The 25,444-nt window shown below is 71.0% G+C and carries 24 protein-coding genes and 1 pseudogene; 4 read left to right on the top strand and 21 right to left on the bottom strand.

The window, feature by feature from the left end; genetic code table 11:
• Positions 1-11: 11 nt before the first annotated feature.
• Positions 12-134, bottom strand: a complete 123-nt coding sequence (locus AB0L59_RS32630) for a DUF6126 family protein (RefSeq protein WP_365590250.1) — start codon at positions 132-134, stop codon at positions 12-14.
• A complete protein-coding gene (locus AB0L59_RS32625; protein ID WP_365590249.1) occupies positions 131-754 on the bottom strand; it encodes an XRE family transcriptional regulator in 624 nt (207 codons plus the stop codon). The genes AB0L59_RS32630 and AB0L59_RS32625 overlap by 4 nt, the downstream gene beginning before the upstream one ends.
• Positions 755-879: 125 nt before the next feature.
• On the opposite strand from AB0L59_RS32625, the gene AB0L59_RS32620 reads away from it, so the two are divergent.
• Entirely contained in the window at positions 880-1,185 is a 306-nt protein-coding gene (locus AB0L59_RS32620) for a hypothetical protein (protein ID WP_365590248.1), read from the top strand.
• A gap of 58 nt (positions 1,186-1,243) precedes the next feature.
• Here the strand turns inward: AB0L59_RS32620 and AB0L59_RS32615 are convergent, their stop codons facing one another.
• The 18 genes from AB0L59_RS32615 to AB0L59_RS32530 all read right to left on the bottom strand — a co-directional run bounded on the left by AB0L59_RS32615 (position 1,244) and on the right by AB0L59_RS32530 (position 21,573).
• Positions 1,244-2,629: an aspartate aminotransferase family protein gene (locus AB0L59_RS32615; protein WP_365590247.1), complete on the bottom strand. Its 1,386-nt coding sequence runs from the start codon at positions 2,627-2,629 to the stop codon at positions 1,244-1,246.
• A 52-nt stretch (positions 2,630-2,681) separates the two neighbouring features.
• The gene (gene dxs / locus AB0L59_RS32610; protein WP_365590246.1) at positions 2,682-4,673 is read right to left on the bottom strand and encodes a 1-deoxy-D-xylulose-5-phosphate synthase; all 1,992 of its coding nucleotides are present in this window, start codon (positions 4,671-4,673) and stop codon (positions 2,682-2,684) included.
• A gap of 33 nt (positions 4,674-4,706) precedes the next feature.
• Positions 4,707-5,840, bottom strand: coding sequence for a flavodoxin-dependent (E)-4-hydroxy-3-methylbut-2-enyl-diphosphate synthase (gene ispG, locus AB0L59_RS32605; protein ID WP_365590245.1), 1,134 nt, complete (start codon positions 5,838-5,840; stop codon positions 4,707-4,709).
• Between the two features lie 4 nt (positions 5,841-5,844).
• Positions 5,845-6,867, bottom strand: coding sequence for an adenosyl-hopene transferase HpnH (gene hpnH / locus AB0L59_RS32600; protein WP_365590244.1), 1,023 nt, complete (start codon positions 6,865-6,867; stop codon positions 5,845-5,847).
• A gap of 5 nt (positions 6,868-6,872) precedes the next feature.
• Positions 6,873-7,514, bottom strand: coding sequence for a 1-hydroxy-2-methyl-2-butenyl 4-diphosphate reductase (locus AB0L59_RS32595; RefSeq protein ID WP_365590243.1), 642 nt, complete (start codon positions 7,512-7,514; stop codon positions 6,873-6,875).
• Between the two features lies 1 nt (position 7,515).
• A complete protein-coding gene (gene shc, locus AB0L59_RS32590; protein ID WP_365590242.1) occupies positions 7,516-9,540 on the bottom strand; it encodes a squalene--hopene cyclase in 2,025 nt (674 codons plus the stop codon).
• Between the two features lie 121 nt (positions 9,541-9,661).
• Positions 9,662-10,798, bottom strand: coding sequence for a polyprenyl synthetase family protein (locus AB0L59_RS32585; protein WP_365590241.1), 1,137 nt, complete (start codon positions 10,796-10,798; stop codon positions 9,662-9,664).
• Positions 10,798-12,231, bottom strand: a complete 1,434-nt coding sequence (gene hpnE, locus AB0L59_RS32580; RefSeq protein WP_365590240.1) for a hydroxysqualene dehydroxylase HpnE — start codon at positions 12,229-12,231, stop codon at positions 10,798-10,800. Before hpnE ends, AB0L59_RS32585 begins: the two co-directional genes overlap by 1 nt.
• Complete coding sequence (locus AB0L59_RS32575) at positions 12,228-12,332, bottom strand: DUF6380 family protein (RefSeq protein WP_365590282.1); 105 nt, start codon at positions 12,330-12,332, stop codon at positions 12,228-12,230. Before AB0L59_RS32575 ends, hpnE begins: the two co-directional genes overlap by 4 nt.
• A 23-nt stretch (positions 12,333-12,355) precedes the next feature.
• Positions 12,356-13,318, bottom strand: a complete 963-nt coding sequence (gene hpnD / locus AB0L59_RS32570; RefSeq protein ID WP_365590239.1) for a presqualene diphosphate synthase HpnD — start codon at positions 13,316-13,318, stop codon at positions 12,356-12,358.
• Entirely contained in the window at positions 13,315-14,211 is an 897-nt protein-coding gene (gene hpnC, locus AB0L59_RS32565) for a squalene synthase HpnC (protein WP_365590238.1), read from the bottom strand. The genes hpnD and hpnC overlap by 4 nt, the downstream gene beginning before the upstream one ends.
• Positions 14,212-14,571: 360 nt before the next feature.
• A complete protein-coding gene (locus tag AB0L59_RS32560; protein ID WP_365590237.1) occupies positions 14,572-15,360 on the bottom strand; it encodes an ABC transporter ATP-binding protein in 789 nt (262 codons plus the stop codon).
• Positions 15,353-16,282: an ABC transporter permease gene (locus AB0L59_RS32555; protein ID WP_365590236.1), complete on the bottom strand. Its 930-nt coding sequence runs from the start codon at positions 16,280-16,282 to the stop codon at positions 15,353-15,355. The genes AB0L59_RS32560 and AB0L59_RS32555 overlap by 8 nt, the downstream gene beginning before the upstream one ends.
• Positions 16,283-16,343: 61 nt before the next feature.
• Positions 16,344-17,216: a glycosyltransferase gene (locus AB0L59_RS32550; protein ID WP_365590281.1), complete on the bottom strand. Its 873-nt coding sequence runs from the start codon at positions 17,214-17,216 to the stop codon at positions 16,344-16,346.
• A gap of 8 nt (positions 17,217-17,224) precedes the next feature.
• On the bottom strand, positions 17,225-18,004 hold the full coding sequence (locus tag AB0L59_RS32545; protein ID WP_365590235.1) for a CDP-alcohol phosphatidyltransferase family protein: 780 nt from the start codon (positions 18,002-18,004) through the stop codon (positions 17,225-17,227).
• A complete protein-coding gene (locus tag AB0L59_RS32540) occupies positions 17,982-19,043 on the bottom strand; it encodes an iron-containing alcohol dehydrogenase family protein (RefSeq protein WP_365590234.1) in 1,062 nt (353 codons plus the stop codon). Before AB0L59_RS32540 ends, AB0L59_RS32545 begins: the two co-directional genes overlap by 23 nt.
• The gene (locus tag AB0L59_RS32535) at positions 19,031-19,783 is read right to left on the bottom strand and encodes a phosphocholine cytidylyltransferase family protein (RefSeq protein WP_365590233.1); all 753 of its coding nucleotides are present in this window, start codon (positions 19,781-19,783) and stop codon (positions 19,031-19,033) included. The genes AB0L59_RS32540 and AB0L59_RS32535 overlap by 13 nt, the downstream gene beginning before the upstream one ends.
• Positions 19,780-21,573, bottom strand: a complete 1,794-nt coding sequence (locus AB0L59_RS32530; protein WP_365590232.1) for a DUF5941 domain-containing protein — start codon at positions 21,571-21,573, stop codon at positions 19,780-19,782. Before AB0L59_RS32530 ends, AB0L59_RS32535 begins: the two co-directional genes overlap by 4 nt.
• A 265-nt stretch (positions 21,574-21,838) precedes the next feature.
• Here AB0L59_RS32530 and galE point away from each other — a divergent pair.
• The 3 genes and pseudogenes from galE (at position 21,839) to idi (ending at position 24,685) form a co-directional block, all read left to right on the top strand.
• A pseudogene (gene galE / locus AB0L59_RS32525) lies at positions 21,839-22,811 on the top strand (UDP-glucose 4-epimerase GalE).
• Between the two features lie 160 nt (positions 22,812-22,971).
• Positions 22,972-23,913 (top strand): cation diffusion facilitator family transporter, encoded by a 942-nt coding sequence (locus tag AB0L59_RS32520; protein WP_365590231.1) that lies wholly within the window; start codon positions 22,972-22,974, stop codon positions 23,911-23,913.
• A 178-nt stretch (positions 23,914-24,091) separates the two neighbouring features.
• On the top strand, positions 24,092-24,685 hold the full coding sequence (idi, locus tag AB0L59_RS32515; RefSeq protein ID WP_365590230.1) for an isopentenyl-diphosphate Delta-isomerase: 594 nt from the start codon (positions 24,092-24,094) through the stop codon (positions 24,683-24,685).
• 33 nt (positions 24,686-24,718) lie between these two features.
• On the opposite strand, the gene AB0L59_RS32510 is transcribed toward idi, so the two are convergent.
• Positions 24,719-25,213 carry an ATP-binding protein gene (locus AB0L59_RS32510; protein WP_365590280.1) on the bottom strand — a complete coding sequence of 165 codons (495 nt, stop codon included), beginning with the start codon at positions 25,211-25,213 and terminating at the stop codon, positions 24,719-24,721.
• Positions 25,214-25,444 lie beyond the last annotated feature (231 nt).

The raw sequence follows: 25,444 nt of genomic DNA, 5'->3' as shown, positions 1-25,444 counted from the left end.
GCCCGCGCCCGTCAGCCCTTCGCCCCCACCGCGAACAGCAGGTAGAGGAAGCCTGCCAGGACATGACCGACGGCGATGTAGATGATCAGGCGGATCCACAGGGCACGGGGGAACTTGGTCTCGAAGTCGCTCATGGCAGCTCTCCGGTCAGCGGGCCCAGGCACAGCGTGGCCGTGGGGCTCTGCAGCAGGGTGTGGACGAACAGCAGCTCGACGCCGTCGTGGTCCTCGGCGGCGAGGCGGTGCGGGGTGAGCGAGTCGAAGTGCGCGCTGTCGCCGGGCGCGAGCAGATGCGCGGTGTCACCGAGGCGCAGCCGCAGCCGGCCCCGGAGGACGTAGACCCACTCCTCGCCGGGGTGGACCCGCACGATGTCGCCCTGCGAGCCGTAGGGCACCCGTACGCGCAGGGCCTGCATGCCGCGGCCCGGCGCCCCGGCCTGGAAGTACGTCCAGCCGCCCGCCCGGGTCGGCTCCATGTCGCCGGCCCGCACGATCGCGTCACGGTCGGCGACCGCCTCCCCCAGCAGGTCGGAGACAGTCGTACCGTAGATGCGGGCGAGAGCGAGCAGCATCGGCAGCGACGGTTGCCGCTGCCCGGTCTCCAGCCGGGACAGGTGGGCCGGTGAGAGCCCGGCGGCGCGGGCCGCGGACTCCAGGGTGAGCCCGGCGCGGCGGCGCAGTGAGCGCAGCTGCGGTGCGACGGCGGGAAGCTCGCCGCCCGCGTCCGCCGGTGGCGCGGCGTCTGAGGCGTTCATGCCTCCATTCAGCCGGATTTTTGCCCGAGCGGCAATTTCCTTGCCTCTGAGGCAAAACCCACACGCACACGCAGAGCCCTGCTGGCATCAGACACACATTTTGAACACGTTCAAAAGGGGGCCTTGTGGCAGAGAGCACCAGACCTGACGGAGCCGACTCACCCGCGATCCTGCTCGCCCCGACCGCGCTCGGGCTGGGCATCGCGGCCGCGGCGGGACTGTTCCCCTGGCTCACCCTCGGCCTGACACCCGTGATGCTCGTCGCGGGCGCGCTCGCCTTCACCTTCGGCCTCACGGGCATCCACTACGCGCTGCGCGGCATCGGCCGGCTGTGGATGGCCGCGACCGGGGCGGTCCTCGGCGCCCTCGGATTCATCTGGCCCGTCGTGCTGTTCACCGGCTACCTCTGGCCGGGGCCTCGGCTCCTGTGAACGACCCGCGCCCCGCGCCGAGGGGTTTCGGGGCGGGGCGCGGCGCGAGGCGGCGGGGTCAGCGGCCGGCCACCGCCTGCTTGATCAGCGTCTTGCCGAAGTCCCACATCAGGCCGCCGCCGCTGTGCGCGTCGTCCATCACGGCGGTGAAGGCGTCCACGAAGCGCTCGACGTCCGCCTCGTCGATGATCAGCGGCGGGATCAGCTTGATCACCTCCAGGTGGTCGCCCGAGACCTGGGTGAGGATCCTGTGCCGCTGCAGCAGCGGTACGACGACCATCTGCGCGAACAGACCCTTGCGGGCGGCCTGGAGCATGGTCCAGCGGCTGCGCAGTTTGAGCGAGGACGGCCTGCCGAACTCGATGCCGACCATCAGGCCCCGGCCGCGGACGTCCGCGAGCAGCTCGTACGTGTCGATCAGCGCGGTGAGCCGGGACTTCAGCAGCTCGCCGGTCCTGCGCACGCCCGCGACGATCTGCTCGTTCTCCATGACCGACAGCACGGCCAGTCCGCAGGCCATGGCCGGGGCGGCGGAGCCGAAGCTCGCCGAGTGCACCAGCACGCGGTCCATGGACGAGTAGACCTTCTTGAAGATCCAGTCCTTGCCGAGCGTGGCCCCTACGGGGACATAGCCGCCGGACAGGGCCTTGGCCACGCACACCAGGTCGGGTTCGACGCCTTCCTCGTGCTGGTGGGCGTAGAAGTCGCCGGTGCGGCCGAGGCCGGTCTGCACCTCGTCGGCGATGAGCAGCGCCTTGTGCTGGTGCAGCAGTTCCTGGGCGGCCCGCAGATAGCCGGGCGGGGCCTCGTGCACCCCCTTGCCCTGGATCGGCTCCACGATCAGGGCGGCCACGTCGCCCTTTTTCAGCTCCCGGGCGAGGGCGTCGAGGTCGCCGAGGGGTACGGCGGTGTCCGGCAGCAGCGGGGCGAAGCCGTCGCGGAAGCCGCTCTCGCCGTTGACCGACAGGGAGCCGGTGGTCAGGCCGTGGAAGGCGTGGTCGCAGTAGAGGACGCGGGGCCTGCCGGTGGCGTACCGGGCGAACTTCAGGGCCGTCTCGACGGCCTCCGTGCCGCTGTTGCCGAAGAACACCCGGTCCAGGTGCGGGCTGTGGGCGAGGAGCCGCTCGGCGAGCAGGCCGGGCAGCGGCTGGCAGTCGAAGCGGGTGAGGTCGGCGAGGTCGAGGTCGAGGACGTCGTGCAGCGCCTTGCGGACGACCGGGTGGTGGCGGCCGAGGCCCATCACCCCGAACCCGGCGAGCATGTCCAGGTAGTCGTTGCCGTCCGCGTCGAAGAAGTGGGCCCCCTCGGCCCGCTCGTAGACCTTGTCGAAGCCGATGGTGTGCAGCATGCGCGGGAGCTGCGGATTGAGGTACTTCGTGTGCAGCTCGTATCGTTCGGCTCCACGCTCGGCCAGCAGCGCGCCGAGGTCGAACTCCGTGCTCATTCAATCTCCTTGTCAGCGCCCCCAACAGGCGCGAGGCCCTATCGATGTGCGGCTACCGCCGCGATGGGGCTCCCCCCGGGTTCGAGCGAAGCCGAGAATTCGGGGGCGCGACCGGCCCCGCCTGCGCCGCAGACGTGATACGGCCCTTCTCGCCACGTCCGTCCGCGCGCTCGGCGTCCCGCACCGCGAGACTCGCGCTGATCCGCCCGGCGATCTCGACGGACGTGAGACCGATGTCCGCCAGCACCTCGCCGCGCTTGGCGTGCGCGAGGAACTGCTCCGGGATGCCGAACCGCCGTACCGGCACGTCCACGTCGGCGTCGCCGAGGGCCAGCGCCACGGCCGAACCGACGCCCGCGGAGCGGCTGTTGTCCTCCACCACGGCCACCAGACGGTGCTCGGCGGCGAGCCCCGGCAGCGAGGGATCGACGGGCTTGACCCAACGGGGGTCCACCACCGTGCAGTCGATGCCCCGCGCCGCGAGCAGGTCGGCGGCCTGCAGGCATACCTGGGCCATCACCCCGACGGCCACCAGCAGCACCACGGGGCGTTCCGCGCGGTGCAGGACGTCCAGGCCGCCTACGCGGTCGACCGCCGGGATGTCCGGACCGACCGACTCCTTCGGGAAGCGGACCAGGGTGGGCGCGTCGTCCACGGCGACGGCCTCGCGCAGCTGGGCGCGCAGCTGGCCGGCGTCGCGCGGGGCGGCGATCCTGAGGCCGGGCACCACCTGGAGTACGGACATGTCCCACATGCCGTTGTGCGAGGCGCCGTCGGTGCCGGTGATGCCGGCCCGGTCCAGCACGAAGGTCACTCCGCAGCGGTGCAGGGCGACGTCCATGAGCACCTGGTCGAACGCGCGGTTGAGGAAGGTGGCGTAGACGGCGACGACCGGGTGCAGCCCGCCGGTGGCGAGGCCGGCCGCGGAGACGGCGGCGTGCTGCTCGGCGATGCCCACGTCCCACACCCGGTCGGGGAAGCGCTCGGCGAACTTGCCGAGCCCCACCGGGTGGAGCATGGCCGCGGTGATGGCGACGACATCGTCCCGCTCCTCGCCGATGCGCACGATCTCGTCGCCGAACACCGAGGTCCAGGACGGGCCGTTGGAGGGCGCGAGGGGCTCGCAGGTGCGCGGGTCCATCACTCCGACGGAGTGGAAGTGGTCTTCCTCGTGGTTCACGGCGGGCTCGTAGCCGCGGCCCTTCTCGGTGAGGCAGTGGACCAGGACCGGGCCGTGGAAGCGTTTCGCGCGGCGCAGCGCCGACTCGACGGCCTTCACGTCGTGGCCGTCGATCGGGCCGACGTACTTCAGGCCCAGGTCCTCGAACATGCCCTGCGGGGCGAAGGCGTCCTTGAAGCCCTTCTTCGCGCCGTGCAGGGACTCGTAGACGGTGTTCCCGACGACCGGGGTGCGCAGCAGTACCTCCTTGCCCCAGGCGAGGACCCTCTCGTAACCGTCGGTGGTGCGCAGGGTGGCCAGGTGGTTGGCGAGGCCGCCGATGGTCGGGGCGTAGGAGCGTTCGTTGTCGTTGACGACGATGATCAGCGGGCGGTCCTTGGCGGCCGCGATGTTGTTCAGCGCCTCCCACGCCATGCCGCCGGTCAGCGCGCCGTCGCCGATGACGGCGACCACATGGCCCTTCTCCCCCTGCACCTGGTGGGCCTTGGCGAGGCCGTCGGCCCAGCCGAGCGCGGTGGAGGCGTGGCTGTTCTCGATGACGTCGTGCTCGGACTCCTCGCGCGAGGGGTAGCCGGACAGGCCGCCCTTGCCACGGAGCTTGGAGAAGTCCTGACGTCCTGTCAGCAACTTGTGGACGTAGGACTGGTGGCCGGTGTCCCACAGGATGCGGTCGACGGGTGACTCGAAGACCCGGTGGAGCGCGATGGACAGTTCCACCACCCCCAGATTGGGCCCGAGGTGACCGCCGGTCCTCGCCACCGCGTGCACCAGGAACTCACGTATTTCCTCGGACAGTTCACCGAGTTCCGCCTCGGACAGCGCCTTCAGGTCGCGTGGTCCCCGGATGTTCTCCAGAATGGTCACGCTGGGCCCCCTCTCGGTCCGTGCCGTGCTTGCTCAACTCACTTCGTCTGCCGGGCTCGTCCGCTCGGCGAGCTTCATGGCCTCCTCGATCAGGGTCTCCACGATCTTTGACTCGGGGACGGTCTTGATGACCTCGCCCTTCACGAAGATCTGGCCCTTTCCGTTGCCCGAGGCAACTCCGAGGTCGGCCTCGCGCGCCTCGCCCGGACCGTTGACCACACACCCCATCACCGCGACCCTGAGCGGTACCTCCATGCCGTCCAGGCCTGCCGTGACCTCCTCGGCGAGCTTGTAGACGTCGACCTGGGCGCGGCCGCAGGAGGGGCAGGAGACGATCTCCAGACGCCGCTGCCTCAGGCCCAGCGACTGCAGGATCTGGATGCCGACCTTGACCTCCTGCGCCGGCGGCGCGCTCAGGGAGACGCGGATCGTGTCGCCGATGCCCCGCGACAGGAGCGCGCCGAAGGCCACCGCCGACTTGATCGTGCCCTGGAACTCCGGGCCCGCCTCCGTCACGCCGAGGTGGAGCGGATAGTCGCACCTCTCGGCGAGCTGCCGGTAGGCCTCGATCATCACGACCGGGTCATTGTGCTTGACGGAGATCTTGATGTCCCGGAAGTCGTGCTCCTCGAAGAGTGACGCCTCCCACAGCGCGCTCTCGACCAGCGCCTCCGGGGTGGCCCTGCCGTACTTCTGGAGCAACCGCCGGTCCAGGGAACCGGCGTTGACCCCGATCCGGATCGGCGTGCCGTGGTCCTTGGCGGCGCGCGCGATCTCCTTCACCTGGTCGTCGAACTTCTTGATGTTGCCCGGGTTCACCCGGACCGCGGCACAGCCGGCCTCGATCGCCGCGAAGACGTACTTCGGCTGGAAGTGGATGTCCGCGATCACCGGGATCTGCGACTTGCGGGCGATGGTGGCGAGGGCGTCCGCGTCGTCCTGCGTGGGGCAGGCGACGCGGACGATCTGGCAGCCGGACGCGGTGAGTTCCGCGATCTGCTGCAGAGTGGCGCCGATGTCCGACGTACGGGTCGTCGTCATCGACTGCACCGACACCGGGGCTCCGCCCCCGACCGCCACCGGCCCGACGTGGATCTGCCGCGACTGCCGCCGCTGCGCGACCGGCCGGGCCGGTACCTCGGGAACGCCCAAGGGAACGGCGGTCATCGCGTCACTCCCGGTTTCCGGAGACGGTCTCGCGCATGGCCCGCAGCGACTCCTTCAGGGAGCCCATGGTGGCGAGCACCGCGGTGGGCTCGTAGCCGCAGTGCGCCATGCAGTTGGCGCAGCGCGGGTCCTTGCCGCGGCCGTACTTGTCCCAGTCGGTCTCCTCGATCAGTTCGCGGTACGTCGGCACGTACCCGTCGCTCATCAGGTAGCAGGGACGCTGCCAGCCGAAGAGCGAGTAGTTCGGGATCGCCCACGCGGTGCACGGGAAGTCGACCTTGCCCTCGAGGAAGTCCAGGAAGAGCGGGGAGTGGTTGAGGCGCCACTTCTTGCGGTTGCCTCCCGAGAAGGCCTTCTTGAACAGCTCGCGGGTCTGCTCCACGCCGAGGAAGTGCTCCTGGTCGGGCGCCTTCTCGTAGGCGTAGGCGGGCGAGATCATCATCTCGTCGACCTTCAGGTCGTCGTTGAGGAAGTTGAGCACCTCGATGACGGTCTGCGGGGTGTCGGTGTTGAAGAACGTGGAGTTGGTGGTCACCCGGAAGCCGCGCCGCTTGGCCTCCTTGATGGCCTCCACCGCCTCGTCGAACACGCCCTCCTTCGCAACGGACTCGTCGTGGCGCTCGCGCAGCCCGTCGATATGGACGGCGAAGGCGAAATAGGGAGACGGCTTGAATTTGTCGATCTTCTTGCGCAACAGCATCGCGTTGGTGCAAAGGAAGACGTACTTCCGCTTGGCCACCAACTGGCGCACGATCTCGTCGATCTGGGGATGCATCAGGGGCTCGCCGCCCGCGATGGAGACCATCGGTGCACCGGACTCCAGCACTGCGCCCACGGCCTGGGCGACCGGCATACGCTGCTTGAGCACACCGGCCGGGTGCTGGATCTTGCCGCAGCCCTCGCACTTGAGATTGCAGGCGAAGAGCGGTTCCAGCTCGACGATGAGCGGAAACTTGTCCCGCCTGCGGAACTTCTGTTCCGCCAGGTATGTAGCGACCTTGATGGACTGACGCAACGGCATGGCCATCTGGCTCACCTCCGGGGGAGCAACAAAGAACGGTGCCATTCAAAAAATGCGGGAAGAACGGATCGAAGAACGCGGAAGGCCGATATTCCACCGCGTACCGTGCCGATCCGGACGAGTTCATGTTCGGGAGCGTCCACGACGACCCGTACGGCCGCGACCGGGCGCTCACCGGCGCGGACGGCGGTCAGCAGCGTGGCCGCCGACTCCATGTCGACCGCGATCGCGCCGGTCGCGAGCAGGGCGGACCGCTCATGGCCGCGGACGACGTGGTCGGAACCGGTGAGCGGGCCGGTGTGGACGGTGCGCCCGGGCAGCAGGCGCACGAGTTCCTTGACGAGCAGTTCGGTCCCCACGCAGGCGACGGCGCCGCGCGGGTCCCGGGTCTCCTCGGCGACCACCAGGTCACCGGGGTGCATGTCGGGGGCGAGTCCGGCGCAGAAGCCCGTGGCCAGCACGGCCGCGTCCGCGAGTGGCGGGATCGCGAGCTGCCGGGTGACGGACCGTTCCGCCGCGCGGGGGCCCATGCCCGTACGGAGGAAGGTGACCGGCCCGTCCGCCCCGCTCCTGTCGCCCGTGCGCAGGGCCAGGTGCTCGATGCCGAGCGCGCAGGCGATCAGCAGCGGGGCCGGTGCGGGCTGGGTGCTCAAGTCAGCTCCTCTTCTCCTCGCCCGGGTGGTTCCTGGTGAGGAGGCCGCGCTCGAAGGGGTCGCCGTGCAGATACCGCCCGAGCGCGGTGAGCGGGAACACCTGCCGGTACAGGTGGTAGTTGATGGAGAAGTCCCAGGGGAAACCGGTGCCCGTGAAGTACGGCTCGTCCCAGGTGCCGTCCTCCCGCTGGGTCGCGGCCAGCCACTGGATGCCGCGCTCGACGGCCTTGGAGTCCTGCTCCCCCGCCGCGAGCAGCGCCATCAGCGCCCAGGCGGTCTGCGAGGCGGTGGAGGCGCCGCGGCCGCTCCACTCCTTGACGTACTTGTAGGAGCGCAGGTCCTCGCCCCAGCCGCCGTCGTCGTTCTGCACGCTCTCCAGCCAGGCCACGGCCCGCCGGATCGCCGGGTGCGAGCCGGGCAGTCCTGCCGCGGTCAGCGCGGGGACCACCGAGCCGGTGCCGTAGATGTAGTTGACGCCCCAGCGGCCGAACCACGAGCCGTCCGGCTCCTGCTCGGCGAGCAGCCAGTCGATACCGCGCCGGGTCCGCGGGTCGTGCGCGAGTCCCTCGGCGGCCAGCATCTCCACGACGTGCGCGGTGACGTCGGCCGACGGGGGGTCGATGACCTCGCCGAAGTCGCAGAACGGCAGCCGGTTCGGGAAGGGGCTGGTGTTGTCGACGTCGAAGGCGCCCCACGCGCCGTTCTTCGACTGCATCCCGAGGTTCCAGCGCACCGCGCGGCCGATCGCGTGGTCCACCCGTTCGGGGTCGTGGTGCTTGACCCGGCGCAGCGCCAGGGACACCTCGGCGGTGTCGTCGATGTCCGGGTAGTTGTCGTTGTGGAACTCGAACGCCCAGCCCCCAGGCGGGAGTTGCGGGCGGCGTACGGCCCAGTCGCCGGGCCGGACGATCTCCTCGCCGAGCATCCAGTCGGCCGCCTTGACCAGCTGCGGGTGGTCGACCGGGAGCCCCGCGTCGACGAGCGCGATGGTGGCGAGGCAGGTGTCCCACACCGGGGACTGGCATGCCTCGATCATCCGGGCGCCGTCCTCGCGCCAGACGGCGAAACGGTCCAGCGAGGCGAGGCCCTCACGCATCACGGGATGCTCGAGGTCGTACCCGAGCAGGTGCAGGGCGATGACCGAGTACACGGCCGGGGGCTGGATGCCGCCCCAGCAGCCGTCGTTCTCCTGCCGCTCGATGATCCAGCGGGCGGCGGAGTTCATGGCGGCCCTGCGCAGCCTGCGCGGGGCGACCTTGCGGAACTGGTGCAGCGCCTTGTCCAGGCGCTGGAAGGCCCCGTCCCAACTGGCCAGCGGCGCGAAGGGCTTGGGCGGGTTGGGGTTGGCCGGGTCGGCGTGCAGCTCGTCCAGCGGGAAGGGCGCCGGGCGCACCGGACGCTTGGCCGAGACGATGGTCAGCGGGACGATGGTCTGCCGGGCCCAGCATCCGAAGTCGTAGATGTTGAGCGGCATCCAGGTCGGGAAGTAGATGAGCTCCGGCGGGAGTTCGGGCAGGTCCTCCCATTTCCACCAGCCGAACAGGGCGAGCCAGATCCGGGTGAAGACACGGGAGGCGGCGATGCCGCCGCGCTCGCGGACCCAGGCCGAGGCCTTCGCCATGTGCGGCTCGTCCGGCGCGTCGCCGGCCAGGCGCAGGGCGACGTACGCCTCGATGGTGGTGGACAGCTCGCCGGGGCCGCCGTAGAAGGTGGACCAGGTGCCGTCCTCGCGCTGCTCGCCGCGGATGAACCTGGCGGCGGCCTGCGTGGTCCCGTCGTCCCGGATGCCCAGGAACTGACGGAGCAACAGGTCCTCGGCGTCCATGGTGACGTTGGTCTCCAGGTCGCCCTTCCACCAGCCCTGGGCGTCCTGCCGCGCGAGCAGGAAGTCGGTGGCGCGCCGTGCGGCACGCGCGGCGGCTTCTTGTACCCCGGCCGTCTCGGGGGTGCTGAGGATGGTGTCGCTGGCCGCGGCAGCGCGGGACGGCACAGTCGCCCCGGTGCTTCCGTCGGTCGTCGCTGTCATGGCTTCCCCTTCGTGCAGTCGTGCGAGTCGTGCTGCTGTGGGTCCGCCGTCGGCCGGTGTCCTGAAGTCGATCCTCGGACACCGGCCGGCGACTACGCGAGGCGTGTTCGGCCGATAGTGATCATCTCTTTCGTACGACGACGAAGTCGGCGAGCGCCGTGAAGGAGTCGCGTACCCGGTCGGGCATGTGGACGGCGTCGAGGGCCTCGATGGCGATGGTGTGCTGACGGCGCGCTTCCTCGGCGGTCCACTCGCGGCCGCCCGCCTCCTCGATGAGGGCCGCGCGGGCCGCGAACTCCTCTTCGGAGAAGTTCTCGAAGTCGCTGCTCTTGGCGTCCGCGGCGAGGATCTCGCCGAGCTGCTCGGAGGCGGAGCCGCCGGCCGCGAGCGCGGCGACCACCGGCAGGGACTTCTTGCGCTGGCGCAGGTCGCTCCAGGTCTGCTTCCCGGTGGCCTCCGGGTCGCCCCAGATGCCGAGCAGGTCGTCGATCGCCTGGAAGGCGAGGCCGAGGTGGTAGCCGTACTTCTCCAGCGCGTCGGCGGTGGCGTCGTCCGCGCCGCCGAGGACCGCGCCGATGGAGCTGGAGGCGGCGAGCAGCGCGCCGGTCTTGTTGCCCTCCATCTCCAGGCACTCCTCGACGCTGACGCGGTCGCGGTGCTCGTAGGAGATGTCCTGCGCCTGGCCGTCGATCAGGGCGCGGGTGGCGGTGGTGAGCCGGCGGGTGGCGCGGCCGGCCTCGACGGTGCCGAGCTCCAGCAGGATCTCGTTGGCGAGGGCGAACAGGGCGTCGCCGACCAGGATGGCCTGGGCGGGGCCGTGCACCTTCCAGACGGTGTCGCGGTGCCGGCGCTGCTCGTCGCCGTCCATCAGGTCGTCGTGGAGCAGCGAGAAGTTGTGGACGAGTTCGACGGCGACGGCACCGGGGATGCCCACCTCGGGCCTGGCACCGGTGACCTCGGCGGAGAGCACGGCGAGCGCGGGACGCACGGCCTTGCCGCCGTCGCCGTCTGCCGGGTTGCCCGCGGCGTCGATCCACCCGAAGTGGTAGGCGGCGACGGTGTCCATGGGAGAAGCCAGCCGGTCGACGGCCGCACGCAGGACCGGAGTGGCCAGGGTCCGGCCGCGCTCCAGCAGCGCGGTCACGTCCACCGCGGCCCGTGGAGCGGGCGTCGAGGCCGGGGGCACAGTGGGCACAGTCTCTCCTCTTGTTGCGGTACCGGGAGTGCGGGGGCCTGCCGCGGGCTCCTGATCGAGCATCAGGCCGCCTCCTCGAACTCGAAGAGATGGCGGGGGCGGGGCCGGCCCAGGGCGCTGAGGGCGGCGTCGGCCGCGCTCACTCCACTGCGGACCGCACTCTCCATGGTCGCGGGCCACCCGGTGGCGGTCCACGCTCCGGCCAGGTACAGGCCGGGTGCCTTGGTGCGGGCGCCGGGCCGCAGCCGTCCGACGCCGGGGGTGGGGGCGAACGTGGCCGCGCGCTCCCGGGTCACGAAGAAGTCCAGCACCTCGGCGCCGCGGGTACCCGGGATCAGCCGCTCCAGCTCGGGAAGATAGCGCTCGCGGAGGTCGGCGACCGGCAGGTCGATCTCGTCCTGCGCGGCCGACTGGGACAGCGCGAGGTACTGGCCCTCGCCGAGACCGGAGGCGTGGGTGCGGTCGAAGACCCACTGCACGGGGGTGCCGAGGGCCGCGAAGAAGGGACGGGCCAGCACCGTGCGGTCGTAGACGACATGGACGTTGAGGATCGGCGCGGTACCGATGTCCAGCAGCCGCTCGGGGGCGTCGAGGGCGCGGGGCGGCAGCAGGTCGTGGGCCTCGCGGTGGGGTACGGCGAGGACGACCGCGTCGGTTTCGATGCGCTCCCCGGGAACCTGAACGCTCCAGGTGCCGTTCTCGTTGATAGAGACGGAGGTGACGCGTGTACGGACCTCGGTACGGACGCCCGCGGAGTCGAGCGCCTTGCGGGCCAGCCGGTCGTGCAGTTCGCCCAGCGGGACGCGGGCCCAGCCGATGTCGGCCGCGCCCGGTTCGGACAGCAGACCGGTCTTGAACACCATCGCGGCGAGCCCCAGCGAGGCGTCGCCCGCGACCGCGTTGAGGGTGGCGACCCCGACCAGGTCCCACAGGGCCTCGACAGCGCGCGCCGACTGGCCGTGCGCGGCCAGCCAGCTGCCGAAGTCCTGGGTGTCCAGGGTCGGATCGGCGAGGTCGAGCCCCTTCAGCGCGAGCGCGGCACGCCCGACGGCGGCGCGCTCGGCGAGCGAGAGGTGCGGATAGGCGGCCAGGCTTCGACCCAGATGGAGGGGGACGGGCAGCGGGTCGCGCCGCAGCCGGCCGAGCCGCCTGCCCTCGGGCTTGGCGACGTCGACGACGGGCACGTCCAGGCGGTCCTGCAGCGGTGCCAGCGCCGCGCCCTCGATCCGGTCGAGGAACCAGCGGTAGGCGGTGCAGCAGCGCAGGTACACGTGCTGGCCGTTGTCGACGGTCAGTTCGCCGCGCTGGAAGGAGAAGGCGAGGCCGCCCAGTCTGGGCCTGCCTTCGAGCAGGGTGACGCGGACGCCCGCGTCGGCGAGCGCGAGCGCCGTGGTGATCCCGGCGAGTCCGCCGCCGACCACGACGGCGCTGCGGCCTGCCGCGCCCTCGTCTCCCGCGGTGCCGTGCGCCTGTGCGGGGCGCGAGCCGTCGCTCATCGTGCGTCCTTCCGTGCGTGCCGAGCGTGCAGGGTGAACGGTGCACGGTCGGCCGTCGCAGTCAGGGACGCCACGCCGCAGCGCGGGGTTGCCTGGCGCATGTCTCCTGGTTCGGTGAGGTCCATCAGGCGCGCCTCCTGATGGACCGGGGGGAGACATGGCGGGTCGCGTGCCGGGTGTCCAGACCGGACAGGCCGCGCACGGCGACGTAGGCCTTCTCGCGTCCGGGCAGCGAGACCCGGCCGCGCAGCACGGCCTCCGGATCGCGCTCGATGCGGTCCAGCAGCCTGCGGTAGATACCGGCCATGGCGGCCACGCAGGCGCCGCTGCGCCGGTCGAGCATGGGGAGCAGCCGGTAGCCCTCGGCGAAAAGGGCACGGGCCCGTCGCACTTCGAAGTGCACGAGGCCCGCGAAGTCGGAGCCCTCCGGTGGCGTCGGCCCGTCGAACCCGGCCGAACAGCCGAACTTGGCGAGGTCGTCGGCGGGCAGATAGGTACGGCCGCCGGCCGCGTCCTCGCGGACGTCCCTGAGGATGTTGGTCAGCTGCAGGGCGAGGCCGAGCGTGTCGGCGTACTCGGACGCGCGCTCGGCGCCGCGGGCTCCCGGTTCGGTGCCGAACACGCCGAGCGAGAGGCGGCCGATGGCACCGGCGACACACCGGCAGTAGACCTTCAGGTCGTCCCAGGTCTCGTAGGTCTCGCCGCGCACGTCCATCTGGACGCCGTCGATCAGCTCGTCCAGACCGCCGAGCGGGATCGGGAAGGCCCGCGCGGCATGGGCGAGGGCGACGGCGACCGGATCGGTGTCGTCCTCCTCCACCTCGTCCTCCCGGACCCGGGCGAGCAGCGCCCTGGTGTCCTCGAGCCGCTTCAGCTTCACCTCGTCGGCCAGGTCGCCGTCGCCGATGTCGTCCACCCGCCGGGAGAACGCGTACAGCGCCGACATGGCGCGGCGCTTGGGCGTGGGCAGCAGCCGGATGCCGTAAGCGAAGTTACGGGCCTGCTGCCCGGTGACGGTCTCGCAGTAGCTGTAGGCGGCGAGTACCGGTGCGGACACGTGCGACGGAGAATCCACGGTCCGGATCACCCCTCTCCTCGCAGGATCACGCCCGCCTCACGCAGCAACTGGACCTTGCCGGGTTTGGGCGGGCCGGGAAGTACGTCGTAATCAGCGGCGGCGATCGCCCTGATCGCCGCCCTTCCCCCTGCCACGAACCCCGCGAGCAGCAGCTTCAGTCTGCCGTGGACGCTACCCACCAGGGGGGCGCCTTCATTCAGCAGAACGCGGGCGCGTTGTGCTTCGTATGCAACCAGGGCGCGCACCGATGCGCCCGCGGTTTTCGCGGCGAGGTCCGATTCCTGGACGTGGAAGCGCTTCATGTCCGCGGCCGGGAGGTAGATCCGGTCCCGTCCGAGGTCCTCGGCGACGTCCTGGAGGTGTTCCACGATCTGCAGCGCGGTGCAGATCGCGTCGGACAGCCGGATCCGCTCGGGGGTCGAGGTGCCGGTGACGGCGAGGACGAGGCGGCCGACGGGGTTCGCGGACAGTTCGCAGTAGGCGAGGAGGTCGTCGTAGGTCTCGTACCGGGTGACGAGCTGGTCCTGGCGGTTGGCGGCGATCAGGCCGAGGAAGGGCTCGGGGGCGAGGGAGCGGCGGCGGACGGTGGGCTGCAGCCGGCGCAGCAGCGGATGGTGCGGGGTGCCGTCGAAGACACGGCGCAGGTCGGCCTCGAACGCGTCGAGGAGAACCAGGCGGTCCTCGGCGTCGGCGGGCGACACGCCGAGCAGCCGGGCGTCGGCGCCCCCGGGGGCGAGATCGCCGTCACCGATGTCGTCGACCAGGCGGGCGAAGCCGTAGACGGCCATGAGGTCGTCGCGCCACGCCCGGGGGAGGAAGAAGGGGGCCACCGGAAAGTTCTCGCTCGCGGCCTTGTCCAGAGTGGCGCGCTCCAGGTCCGGCGCCGTCTCGGTGGCCGTCATCGGGCGCTGCCCGGGGCGGGGACGGCACATGCTGCGTTGAGCTGGGGAGTTTCCGTAGCCATTGCCGTCACATCTCCCGTTCTACACTGCCGACCCAATACACACTATTTCGGACACGCCGCCCGGCAATCCGCGGGGGGTGCCCTGGCGCGGGGTGTCGCGCATTATCGCCCCACTTGCCGCTTTCCGGCACCGGTACAGCTTACGTTGTACAACGCAGCGAGGTTCGTCGGGGTGTCCTGCACATCACAACAACACACCGATTGGCTCCAAGATTCCCAACGCCAACCGGAGTTGACGGTTCCTTTGCAGAAGCGGGCCCCACCGGAGGGATTCCGGCGGGACCCCGGCCGAACCGGGCTACTTGCCCGTGAACTTCTCGTACTCCTTCAGAACCTCTTCGGTCGGTCCGTCCATGCGCAGCTCACCGCGCTCCAGCCACAGGACGCGGTTGCAGGTGTCGCGGATGGACTTGTTGTTGTGACTGACCAGAAACACCGTGCCGGCCTCCTTGCGCAATTCCCGGATGCGCTCCTCTGAGCGCTTCTGGAACTTGCGGTCACCGGTGGCGAGCGCCTCGTCGATCATGAGCACGTCGTGGTCCTTGGCGGCGGCGATGGAGAACCGCAGCCGGGCCGCCATTCCGGAGGAGTACGTGCGCATCGGCAGGGTGATGAAGTCGCCCTTCTCGTTGATCCCGGAGAAGTCGACGATGTCCTGATAACGCTCCTTGATCTGCTCCCGGGACATGCCCATGGCGAGACCGCCCAGGATGACGTTCCGCTCGCCCGTCAGGTCGTTCATCAGGGCCGCGTTGACGCCGAGCAGCGAGGGCTGGCCGTCGGTGTAGACCTTGCCCTTCTCGGCGGGCAGCAGCCCGGCGATGGCACGCAGCAGCGTCGACTTGCCGGAGCCGTTGGAGCCGATCAGGCCGATGGCCTCGCCGCGGTAGGCGACGAAGGACACGCCGCGCACGGCGTGCACCTTGCGCACCCCGCGGTCCTCGCCGCGCTTGACGATCCGGCTGAGGGCGGCCGCAGCGCTGCCCTTGCCGGTCTTGGCTCCGTTGACCCGGTAGACGATGTGCAGGCCGTCCGCGATGACCGTCGGGCGCAGCTCCTCGCGGGCCGGGGCGTTCCGCTCAGCCACGGCCGTACCTCTCCTCCGCCTTCCAGAAGTACACGAAGCCACCGGCGAAGACGACCACCGCCCAGAACAGCGCGATGGCCCACACGTGCGGCGGCAGGTTAGAGGCGCCGTAACCGTCGATCAGCGCGTAGCGCATCAGGTCCATGTAGACGGCGGCCGGGTTGACCTGGAGCAGCCGGACCGCGATCTCCGAGCGGCCCTCCATCATCTTGTTGATGGAGAACATGACGCCGGAGGTGTACATCCAGGTGCGCAGGACGAACGGCATCAGCTGGGCCAGATCCGGCGTCTTGGCGCCCATGCGGGCCACGACCAGCGAGAGCCCGGTGTTGAACAGGAACTGCAGCAGCAGGACCGGCACGATCAGCAGCCAGGCGGGGCTCGGGTAGCTGCCGAAGCCGATCGCCACGACGAACATCACGATCATCGAGAAGAGCAGCTGCTGCAGCTGCTGCAGCGAGAAGGAGATGGGCAGCGCGGCGCGCGGGAAGTGCAGGGCGCGCACCAGGCCCAGGTTGCCGGAGATCGCACGGACGCCCGACATCACCGAGCTCTGCGTGAAGGTGAAGACGAACACGCCCGTGACCAGGAAGGGGATGTACACGTCCTGGGGCAGACCACGGCTCGCGTGCAGGATCACGCCGAAGATGAAGTAGTACACGCCCGCGTTGAGCAGCGGTGTCGCCACCTGCCACAGCTGGCCGAGCTTGGCCTGGCTGTACTGTGCCGTCAGCTTCGCCTGGGAGAAGGCGAGGACGAAGTGACGCCGCCCCCACAGCTGGCGTACGTACTCGGCCAGCGAGGGACGGGCGCCGCTCACGGCGAGCCCGTACTTTGCGGCGAGCTGCGCCGCCGTCAGCCCCTCGTCGGGCGGCGGTATCGCGCTCACCGCGACACCGCCGTCATGCGTTGTGTGACTCACGAGTGGAAATCCGGAACTCTCTAGGTAAGAAGCTTGCTCTCTTCAGGTAAGAGCAAGCTTCTCAGATCACCGGAGGACGGCCCAGCCGGGTCAGCCTCCACACGGTGCGCCAGCGCATGGGACGGCGCGGGCCGCACGGCGTGGTCCAGCCCTCGCGGAATCCGCCGAACCACGCCCTCAGGGCCGGCCGGGAGGGGCGGCGCAGCAGCGTGAGCAGCATCCAGACGCCGAGGTAGACGGGGACCAGGGGCGCGGGGAGGTTGCGGCGGGCCAGCCAGACGCGGTTGCGGGCGACCATGCGGTGGTAGACCGCGTGCCGCGAGGGCGCGGTGGTCGGGTGGTTCAGCACCATGTCGGACCGGTAGTCGATCATCCAGCCGGCGTCGAGGGCCCGCCAGGCCAGGTCGGTCTCCTCGTGGGCGTAGAAGAACTCGTCCGGCAGTCCGCCGACCTCGGCGAAGACCCGGGTGCGGACGGCGTTGGCCCCGCCGAGGAAGGTGGTGACCCGGGAGGAGCGCATCGGGTCGGAGGCGCGCAGCCGGGGCACATGGCGGCGCTGCGTCTCGCCGGTCTCCGGGTCGGCGATGCGGAAGCTGACGATGCCGAGCCTCGGGTCCGCGGCGAAGGCCTCCCGGCACAGCTCGGCGGTGTCGTGGCGGGCGAGCAGCCCGTCGTCGTCGAGGAAGAGCAATATGTCGACATCGCGACCGCTGGGCCCGAAGGCCTCCATGCCGACGTTGCGGCCGCCGGGGATGCCCAGGTTCTCGGGCAGCTCCATGGTCCGCACGCCCTCGGGGACGTCCGGGACCGGCGAGCCGTTGCCGACGACGACCACCTCGACCGGATCGCCGTCCTGCTTGGCGACCGAGTCCAGCAGGGCCCGCAGTTCCTCGGGCCGGTTGCCCATGGTGATGATGACGGCGCCGACCCGCATGGCCGTGCTCACTTCAGCCTGCTGGAGGCGAGGATGGACACCAGGTGCAGCAGGGTCTGCAGCAGGGCGATGCCGGCCAGCACCGCGACACCCAGCCGGGAGAAGAACAGGTCGCCGCGCACCTGGTCGACGATCGCCAGCACCAGGATCAGCAGGGACGCCTCGATGCCCAGGATCAGCCGGTGGAACTTCAGGGCGGCGGCGGCCCGGCGGGCCAGCGCCATGCCGGAGGAACGCATCTCGGCCGCGGCCTCCTTGACCGGCGGCTTGCCGGACTGGTGGCGGGCGACCTGGACGAGGTCGGTCTCGGCCTTGACGAGGATGGCGCCGAGCGCGGCCAGGGTGCCGAGGAAGGCCCAGAGCCAGTCGATACGGCCGCCGCCCCACAGGTCGGCGGCGCGCAGGCCGAAGCCGGTGAGCACCGCGGCGTCGGTCAGATAGGCGCCGACCCGGTCCAGGTAGACGCCGTTCAGCGAGTACTGCTTCTTCCAGCGCGCGATCTCGCCGTCGACGCAGTCCAGCAGCAGGTACATCTGGACGCACACGACGCCCAGTACGGCGCCCGGGATCCCCGGCACCAGGAGCGCCGGGGCCGCGAGCACGCCGAAGACGGTCATCAGGTACGTGAGCTGGTTGGGCGTGACGCTGGTGTTGACCAGGTAGCGGTCGACCCGCAGGGACACCTCGCGCATGTAGAGGCGTCCCATCCAGTGCTCACCGCTGCGCCGGTCCTTCACCCCCGCGGGGTGGACGACCGGACGGAGTTCAGCTACCGATGGCCTTGACATAGTCGGCGTAGATGTCCTTGATCTGGTTCGGCTTGAGGGCGAGGTGTTCGAGGATCGTGTAGCGGCCGGGGCGGGTCTCCGGGGCGAACTCCACCGCGCGGACGAACTCGTCCACGCTGAAGCCGATCTCCTCCGGCAGTACGGGCAGCCCGTGCCGGCGCAGTACCTCGGCGGTGTGGACCGCGTCCTCGTGGGCCCCGCGCAGGTACGTCGCGAAGGCCGCGCCGAGCCCGCACTGCTCGCCGTGGGCGGCCGCCCGCCTGGGGAACAGCAGGTCGAAGGCGTGGTTGATCTCGTGGCAGGAGCCGGAGGAGGGCCGGGAGTCGCCGGAGATCGACATCGAGATGCCGCTGAGCACCAGCGCCTCTGCGAGCACCTGGAGGAAGTCGTTCTCCCCGATGCCGCCGGGGTGGCGCAGCACCGCCTCGCCGGCCTGGCGGGCCATGGCCGCGGCGAGACCGTCGATCTTCTCGCCGTTGACCCGGTTGGACAGCTCCCAGTCCGCGACCGCGTTGATGTTGGAGATCGCGTCGCCGATGCCGGCCCGGACGAAGCGGGCCGGGGCCTCGCGGATCACGTCCAGGTCGATGACGACGGCGATCGGGTTCGGCACGCCGTAGGAGCCGCGCCCGGCGTCGTTGTCGAGTGTCGCGACCGGCGAGCACAGACCGTCGTGCGCGAGGTTCGTCGGCACGGCGACCAGGGGCAGGCCGATGCGGGCCGCGGCGAACTTGGCGCAGTCGATGATCTTCCCGCCGCCGAGCCCGACGACGGCGTCGTAGTGGCCGGACTTCATCTCGCCGGCCAGTCGGATCGCGTCGTCGAGGGTGCCGCCGCCGACCTCGTACCAGCTGGCGCCGGGCAGCGAGGGGGCGATGCGCTCACGCAGCTTCGCGCCGGAGCCGCCGCTGACGGCGACGGCGAGCCGGCCGGACTGCGCGATGCGCTCGTCGGCGAGGACACCGGCCAGGTCGTCGAGGGCACCCGGGCGGATGTCCACGACGACCGGCGAGGGAATCAGCCTGGTCAGTAGTGGCACGCGATCTCCCGACCCTTGGCGAGGTCCTCGTGGTTGTCGATCTCGACCCACCTGACGTCACCGATCGGCGCCACGTCGATCCGGAAGCCGCGGTTGACCAGCTCCTGGTACCCGTGCTCGTAGAACTGCTGCGGGTCCGTCTCCCAGACCGTCTTCAACGCGTCGGCCAGCTCGGGGGCGGCGTCACCCTCGATCAGGGTGACGCCGATGTACTCGCCGGTCGCCTCGGCCGGCTCCATCAGCTTGGTGATCTTCGTCATTCCCTTCCCGGGGTCGACGACGACCTTCATCTCCTCGTCGGCCAGGCTCTTCACCGTGTCCAGGGCAAGGATGATCTTCTTGCCCCCGCCGCGCGCGGCGAGCAGCGTCTTCTCGACGGAGACCGGGTGGACGGTGTCGCCGTTGGCGAGGATCACGCCGTCCTTGAGGGCGTCACGGCCGCACCACAGGGAGTAGGCGTTGTTCCACTCCTCGGCCTTGTCGTTGTCGATGAGGGTGAGCTTCAGGCCGTACTTCTGCTCCAGGGCCGCCTTGCGCTCGTAGACGGCCTCCTTGCGGTAGCCGACGATGACCGCGACCTCGGTCAGGCCGACCTCGGCGAAGTTGGCGAGCGTGAGGTCCAGGACCGTGGGTTCGCCCTCTATGCCCGCGGGCCCGACCGGCACCAGCGCCTTGGGCAGGGTGTCGGTGTAGGGGCGCAGACGCCGTCCGGCGCCGGCCGCCAGCACGAGGCCGATCATGCGGGTTCTCCTTCGTCGTGTACGGCGGGCGCCCCAGCGGACACCCAGAAGCGGATGCTCTCGACGAGCACCACGAGGGCGACGGCCACGGCGAGGACCGTGAGCGCGACGGTGAACTGTGCGGCGGTGAGCACCGCGGCCAGGACGGTGACGAGCAGCGTCCGCCCTTCGTGCCCCCCGATGGCGCGCACCAGCCAGGCCGGGGGCGCTCCGGCGTTCCCGCGGATGCGGTACACCGTGTCGTAGTGATGGTAGGCGACGGCGGCCACCAGGCCGAAAGCCGCAGGAAGGGCGCCGTTCACCCCTGCTTTGCTCGCGAGGATCAGGACGGTGCCGTACTCGGCGGCCCGGAAGAGGGGCGGGACCAGCCAGTCGAGGGCGCCCTCGAGCGGGTGATCGACGGCTTCGGCCGCCAGGAGCGCATAGAGGCCGGCGGCGGCGACCGTCTGCCAGCTCGCCCCCCAGACGCCGGCCACGACCGCGAGGAGCGCGGCGCCGAAGCCCGCGCTGAGGGGCGCCAGGGCGTGGGCCTTGACACGCGGGCCTCGGCACAGCAGCTCGGCGAGCGGACCGGAGTCGGCGAGGTCCGCGAGCGCCTGCGCGGCCCGGTCGGTGCGCCGCGCCCTGCGGGTCAGGGACCGCAGCACACGGCCCGCCGTGGTGTAGGTCGCGGCGAAGGCACAGCCGACGAGCAGGACGTAGAAGGTGATGCGCGGGGTCGTGGCCGCCGTCAGGACCGCGATCATCGCCCAGCGCTCGCCGATCGGCAGCACGATCATTCGCCGCAGCCACACCGTCCAGCCGACGCTGTCCAGCTTGTCGGAGAGGGCGGCGGTGGGGCTGGTGTTGGCGGTGGCGTCGTGGTTGGCCTCGTTGAAGGAGAAGTCGACCACGTGCCGGCAGGTCTGCAGGATCATCGCGCCGAGGGCGAGGGCCCACACGTCGTCGCCACCCCGGGCCGCGCCGAGGGCGAGGCCGGCGTAGTAGGCGTACTCCTTGGCCCGGTCGAAGGTGGCGTCGAGCCAGGCGCCGAGTGTGGAGTACTTCAGGGCGTAGCGGGCGAGCTGGCCGTCGGTGCAGTCCAGGACGAACGAGGCGATCAGCAGCACCCCGGCGGCGATGAAACCGCCCCGGGTGCCCGTCGCCGCGCAGCCCGCCGCGATCAGGGCGGTGAGCAGCGAGGCCGTGGTGACCTGGTTGGGGGTCAGGCCCCGACGGGCACACCAGCGGGCGATGTAGCGCGAGTAGGGGCTGATGAAGAACGTGGTGAAGAAACCGTCGCGGGACTTCACGGCCGACTTCAGGCGTACGGCCTCGTCGTCGACGGCGGCGACGGCCTGCCGTGCCTCGTTGCGGGCCTGCGGGTCGGCGGGGACGGCGGCGACCAGGCTGCCCAGCTCCGGCCGGTGCACCGCGCAGCCGTCGGCGTCGAGGGCGGTGACCGTGCGGTCGGCGAGGCTGTCCACGGCCAGGGCGGTACCACCGCCGGTCGAGGTCTCGCGGGCGACCGCGCGGGTCAGCGCCTGCCGGGCGGCCGACTGGGCGGTGACGGCGCCGGGGACGGCGGAGAGCGGGAAGCGCGGGTCGGTCAGGCCGAGGCGCAGGGCGTGCTGGTGGCCGACGAAGCGGGCGTCCACCAGGGCCACGCGGTCGCCGGCCGGAGCGGCTGCGAGCAGGGTCTCGGCCTCGGCCGCGTCCGCCGCCACCCGGACGTCGAAACCGAGCGACCGCAGATCGTTCTCGAGGGACGATCCGGGTACCGGCTGACCGGTGACGATGGCGGTCGACAACCGAACTCACTCCCTGGGTGCCGGCGCGCGGACGCCGGTCTCTCACGTGATGGGGCGCCCTGCCTGCGGCACCCGGGCGGCATGTCGGCAGAGGCTATCGGATGGGCGGGATCCCTTGTTCACCGGCCGTTCACGGCCCGGCCCACGGGGGCTGCCCCGGCCTTTGCCGCGATCATCATCAGGGATCCGGGCCCCACCCCACAAACCGTCGGGCGCAGACCCGGGCAAGCGGGACACGGGCAGGGGCGGCACAGGCGGGACGACCATGACGTGGCTGATCACCGGCGGAGCCGGACACATCGGGCCGCATGTGGCACGTGCCATGGCCGAGGCCGGGGAGAGCGTCGTGGCGCTGGACGACCTGTCGGCCGCGGTGACCGAGCGGCTACCGGCGGACGTCCCGCTGGTGCCGGGCTCGACGCTGGACGGCACGCTGCTGAAGCGGGTCTTCACGCAGTACGCCGTCACGGGCGTCGTCCACCTGGCGGCGCGCAAGCAGGTCGCCGAGTCGGTGGCCGAGCCCACCCGCTACTACCGGGAGAACGTGGGCGGCCTCACCACCCTCCTGGACGCGGTCGCCGGTGTGCCGGGATCCGGCGGCTGGTCTTCTCCTCGTCGGCGGCGGTGTACGGCAACCCGGGGGTGGACCTGATCAGCGAGGACACCCCGTGCGAGCCGGTGAACCCCTACGGTGGGACCGAGCTGGCCGGGGAGTGGCTGGTGCGGGCGGCCGGGCGGGCACACGGGATCTCCACGGTACGCCTGCGGTACTTCAACGTGGCGGGCGCCGCGGCGCCCGAGCTCGCGGATACGGTGTGTTCAACATCGTGCCGATGGTGTTCGGCCGGCTCACCCGCGGCGAGGCCCCGCGGATCTTCGGTGCCGACCATCCGACGCCGGACGGCACCTGCATCCGGGACTACATCCATGTGGCCGACCTCGCCGAGACCCATCTCGCGGCGGCGCGCCGGCTGGCCGCCGGGGACCTGTCCGGCGACCTCACGCTGAACATCGGGCGGGGCGAGGGCGTCTCGGTGCGGGAGCTGATCACGGTCATCGGGGAGGTCACCGGGGACCGCCGGGAGCCGGTGGTGCAGGGGCGCCGGCCGGGGGACGCGCCCCGCTCGGCCGCCTCGGCCGAGCGGGCCGCCGAGCAGCTGGGCTGGCGGGCCTCACGCGGGGTGCGCGAGATGGTCGAGTCGGCCTGGCGGGGCTGGCGGCTGCACCACGGCGGCTGAGCCCGCCGCCGAATCGCGCCGTCGATCCGCACCCGTCCTGACCTGCGGAACGTTTCCGCAGGTCAGGGCACATGACAACGGTGTTCAGTGCCGCGTTGCCCCATACCCCCCACCCGTAGTTCACTGGCCCTGCCGGACGGAACAGCGAAGGGCGGTTGTCATGGGGGCAGGGCACGACCACGGGCATGCGCACAGCCATGCGCCGGCCACGGGTACGGCCGCGGCCGCGTACCGGGGCCGCCTGCGGATCGCGCTGGGCATCACGCTCACGATCATGGTGGTGGAGATCGTCGGCGGCCTGCTCGCGAACTCGCTCGCGCTGATCGCGGACGCGGCGCACATGGCCACCGACGCGGTGGGCCTCGGCATGGCCCTGCTCGCGATCCACTTCGCGAACCGCCCGCCGAGCACCAACCGCACCTTCGGCTACGCCCGCGCCGAGATCCTGGCCGCCCTGGCCAACTGTGTGCTGCTGCTCGGGGTCGGCGGATACGTCCTGTACGAGGCCGCCGAACGGTTCGTGACGCCCGCGGAGACCCGCGGCGGCCTGATGGTCGTGTTCGGTCTGATCGGCCTGGTGGCGAACTCGATCTCGCTGACCCTGCTGATGCGCGGACAGAAGGAGAGCCTGAACGTGCGCGGCGCCTTCCTGGAGGTCGCCGCGGACGCCCTGGGCTCGTTCGCGGTGCTGGTCTCGGCCGTGGTGATCCTGACCACGGGCTGGCGGGCCGCCGACCCGGTCGCCTCGCTGGTCATCGGCGTGATGATCGTGCCGAGGACGGTGAAGCTGCTGCGCGAGACGCTCGACGTGCTGCTGGAGGCGGCACCGAAGGGCGTGGACATGACAGAGGTACGGGCGCACATCCTGGCGCTGGACGGCGTGGAGGACGTGCACGATCTGCACGCCTGGACGATCACCTCCGGTATGCCGGTGCTGTCGGCGCACGTGGTGGTCAGCTCGGAGGTGCTCAGCGCCGTCGGCCACGAGAAGCTGCTGCACGAGCTGCAGGGCTGCCTCGGCGACCACTTCGACGTGGAGCACTGCACCTTCCAGCTGGAGCCGGGCGGGCACGCCGAGCACGAGGCCCGGCTCTGCCACTGACGGAGCGCACACACGTTCGACACCCACCCCGGACGGTTCTGTGATCTCCTGACCGGGCACGATGATCTACCGGGTCCGACTTCCGGTGCCGCGCCGCGCGCGGACGTGCGGGGAAGTGCCGGGAGTGCCGGATTCGTACGGCAGACTTGGGGTGCGAAGACCGAGGCGAAGGATGGGTATGCCGATCACACCTGCCACCGCGACGCACAGCTCGTCGAACGGCACCGCAGAGGCGATTTTGCTGGAACTGGTCGACGAGAAGGGTGTGACGATCGGTACGGCGGAGAAGCTCGCCGCCCACCAGCCCCCGGGGCAGCTGCATCGCGCGTTCTCGGTGTTCCTCTTCGACGAGCAGGGCCGGCTGCTGCTCCAGCAGAGGGCGCTCGGCAAGTACCACTCTCCCGGCGTGTGGTCCAACACCTGCTGCGGCCACCCGTACCCGGGCGAGGCCCCGTTCGCCGCCGCGGCCCGGCGCACGTTCGAGGAACTGGGCGTGTCCCCCTCGCTGCTGGCGGAGGCGGGCACGGTCCGCTACAACCACCCGGACCCGGCCTCGGGCCTGGTCGAGCAGGAGTACAACCACCTGTTCGTCGGCCTGGTGCAGGCGCCGCTCGCCCCCGACGCGGAGGAGGTCGCCCAGACCGCCTTCGTGACCGCGGACGTGCTGGCGCAGCGGCACGCCCGCGACCCGTTCTCGGCCTGGTTCATGACCGTCCTGGACGCGGCCCGTCCGGCTGTCAGGGAGCTGACGGGCCCGTCCACGGGCTGGTGAGCGGTTCCTCGGCGACGGCGTCGGCGTGCGGTGCTACGGCAGGACCGCGGGCTTGAGCGGCAGGGCGGCCCAGATCACCTTGCCGCCGCTCGCGGTGTGCTCCACGTCCACCATGCCGCCCGCCTCGCGCGCCACCTCCCGCACCAGGAGCAGACCCCGGCCGCCGGTCTGGCCGTGGTCGGCCTCCAGCGCGGTCGGGCGGTAGGGGTGGTTGTCCTCCACGGACACCCGCACCCAGTCGGCCCCGACGGCGACCTCCAGGGCCAGCGTCGGCGACAGCAGCGCCGCGTGCCGGACCGCGTTGGTGACCAGCTCGGAGACGATCAGCAGCAGGCCGTACACCAGCTCGTCGGAGACCGGTACGCCCTGGCGCAGCAGCAGGTCCCGTACGGCGTGCCGGGCCTGCGGGACCGAGGCGTCCACCGCTGCGGCGGTGAACCGCCAGACGCCCTCGTACGGCAGTGGATCGGGCGGCCGCTCGGCGCCCCCCGCTGGGCGCGGGTCGTCCCCGCGCCCGTGGTTGTCCATCGTCCGGTCGCCACCCTCACGCTCGATTGTCACCACACGTCGAGTGTTGGTAACGATCCGCTCCTGTCCGGAGCCCTGAACACAAGTCAGCGTGTATCGAGCGGTTTCTGACCGAGTGCGTATGACACGGTCACGTGTGGGACTGTTCCTGTCGCCCGTAAGCCGGTTCGCGAACTAGTCAGGTCGTACGGGTTTGGCCTGGCGGCGTGTCTTCTCCCCCCTGGACGGGAT

This window comes from Streptomyces sp. NPDC052109, from assembly GCF_040680195.1.
GTDB lineage: Bacteria > Actinomycetota > Actinomycetes > Streptomycetales > Streptomycetaceae > Streptomyces.
Note: the sequence above shows the minus strand (reverse complement) of the source record. Positions and strands in the feature narration are given on the sequence as shown.

Excerpts from the sequence above, each read along its gene's own strand:
- AB0L59_RS32520 (WP_365590231.1), top strand. The coding sequence starts at position 22,972 with ATGGGGGCAGGGCACGACCACGGGCATGCGCACAGCCATGCGCCGGCC.
- shc (WP_365590242.1), bottom strand. The coding sequence starts at position 9,540 with ATGACAGCGACGACCGACGGAAGCACCGGGGCGACTGTGCCGTCCCGC.
- AB0L59_RS32535 (WP_365590233.1), bottom strand. The coding sequence starts at position 19,783 with ATGATCGGCCTCGTGCTGGCGGCCGGCGCCGGACGGCGTCTGCGCCCC.
- AB0L59_RS32630 (WP_365590250.1), bottom strand. The coding sequence starts at position 134 with ATGAGCGACTTCGAGACCAAGTTCCCCCGTGCCCTGTGGATCCGCCTG.
- AB0L59_RS32625 (WP_365590249.1), bottom strand. The coding sequence starts at position 754 with ATGAACGCCTCAGACGCCGCGCCACCGGCGGACGCGGGCGGCGAGCTT.
- hpnC (WP_365590238.1), bottom strand. The coding sequence starts at position 14,211 with ATGACGGCCACCGAGACGGCGCCGGACCTGGAGCGCGCCACTCTGGAC.
- ispG (WP_365590245.1), bottom strand. The coding sequence starts at position 5,840 with ATGACCGCCGTTCCCTTGGGCGTTCCCGAGGTACCGGCCCGGCCGGTC.
- AB0L59_RS32550 (WP_365590281.1), bottom strand. The coding sequence starts at position 17,216 with ATGCGGGTCGGCGCCGTCATCATCACCATGGGCAACCGGCCCGAGGAA.
- AB0L59_RS32575 (WP_365590282.1), bottom strand. The coding sequence starts at position 12,332 with ATGCGCCAGGCAACCCCGCGCTGCGGCGTGGCGTCCCTGACTGCGACG.
- AB0L59_RS32585 (WP_365590241.1), bottom strand. The coding sequence starts at position 10,798 with ATGCTCGATCAGGAGCCCGCGGCAGGCCCCCGCACTCCCGGTACCGCA.
- hpnH (WP_365590244.1), bottom strand. The coding sequence starts at position 6,867 with ATGGCCATGCCGTTGCGTCAGTCCATCAAGGTCGCTACATACCTGGCG.
- idi (WP_365590230.1), top strand. The coding sequence starts at position 24,092 with ATGCCGATCACACCTGCCACCGCGACGCACAGCTCGTCGAACGGCACC.
- AB0L59_RS32545 (WP_365590235.1), bottom strand. The coding sequence starts at position 18,004 with ATGTCAAGGCCATCGGTAGCTGAACTCCGTCCGGTCGTCCACCCCGCG.
- AB0L59_RS32510 (WP_365590280.1), bottom strand. The coding sequence starts at position 25,213 with ATGGACAACCACGGGCGCGGGGACGACCCGCGCCCAGCGGGGGGCGCC.
- hpnE (WP_365590240.1), bottom strand. The coding sequence starts at position 12,231 with ATGAGCGACGGCTCGCGCCCCGCACAGGCGCACGGCACCGCGGGAGAC.
- AB0L59_RS32615 (WP_365590247.1), bottom strand. The coding sequence starts at position 2,629 with ATGAGCACGGAGTTCGACCTCGGCGCGCTGCTGGCCGAGCGTGGAGCC.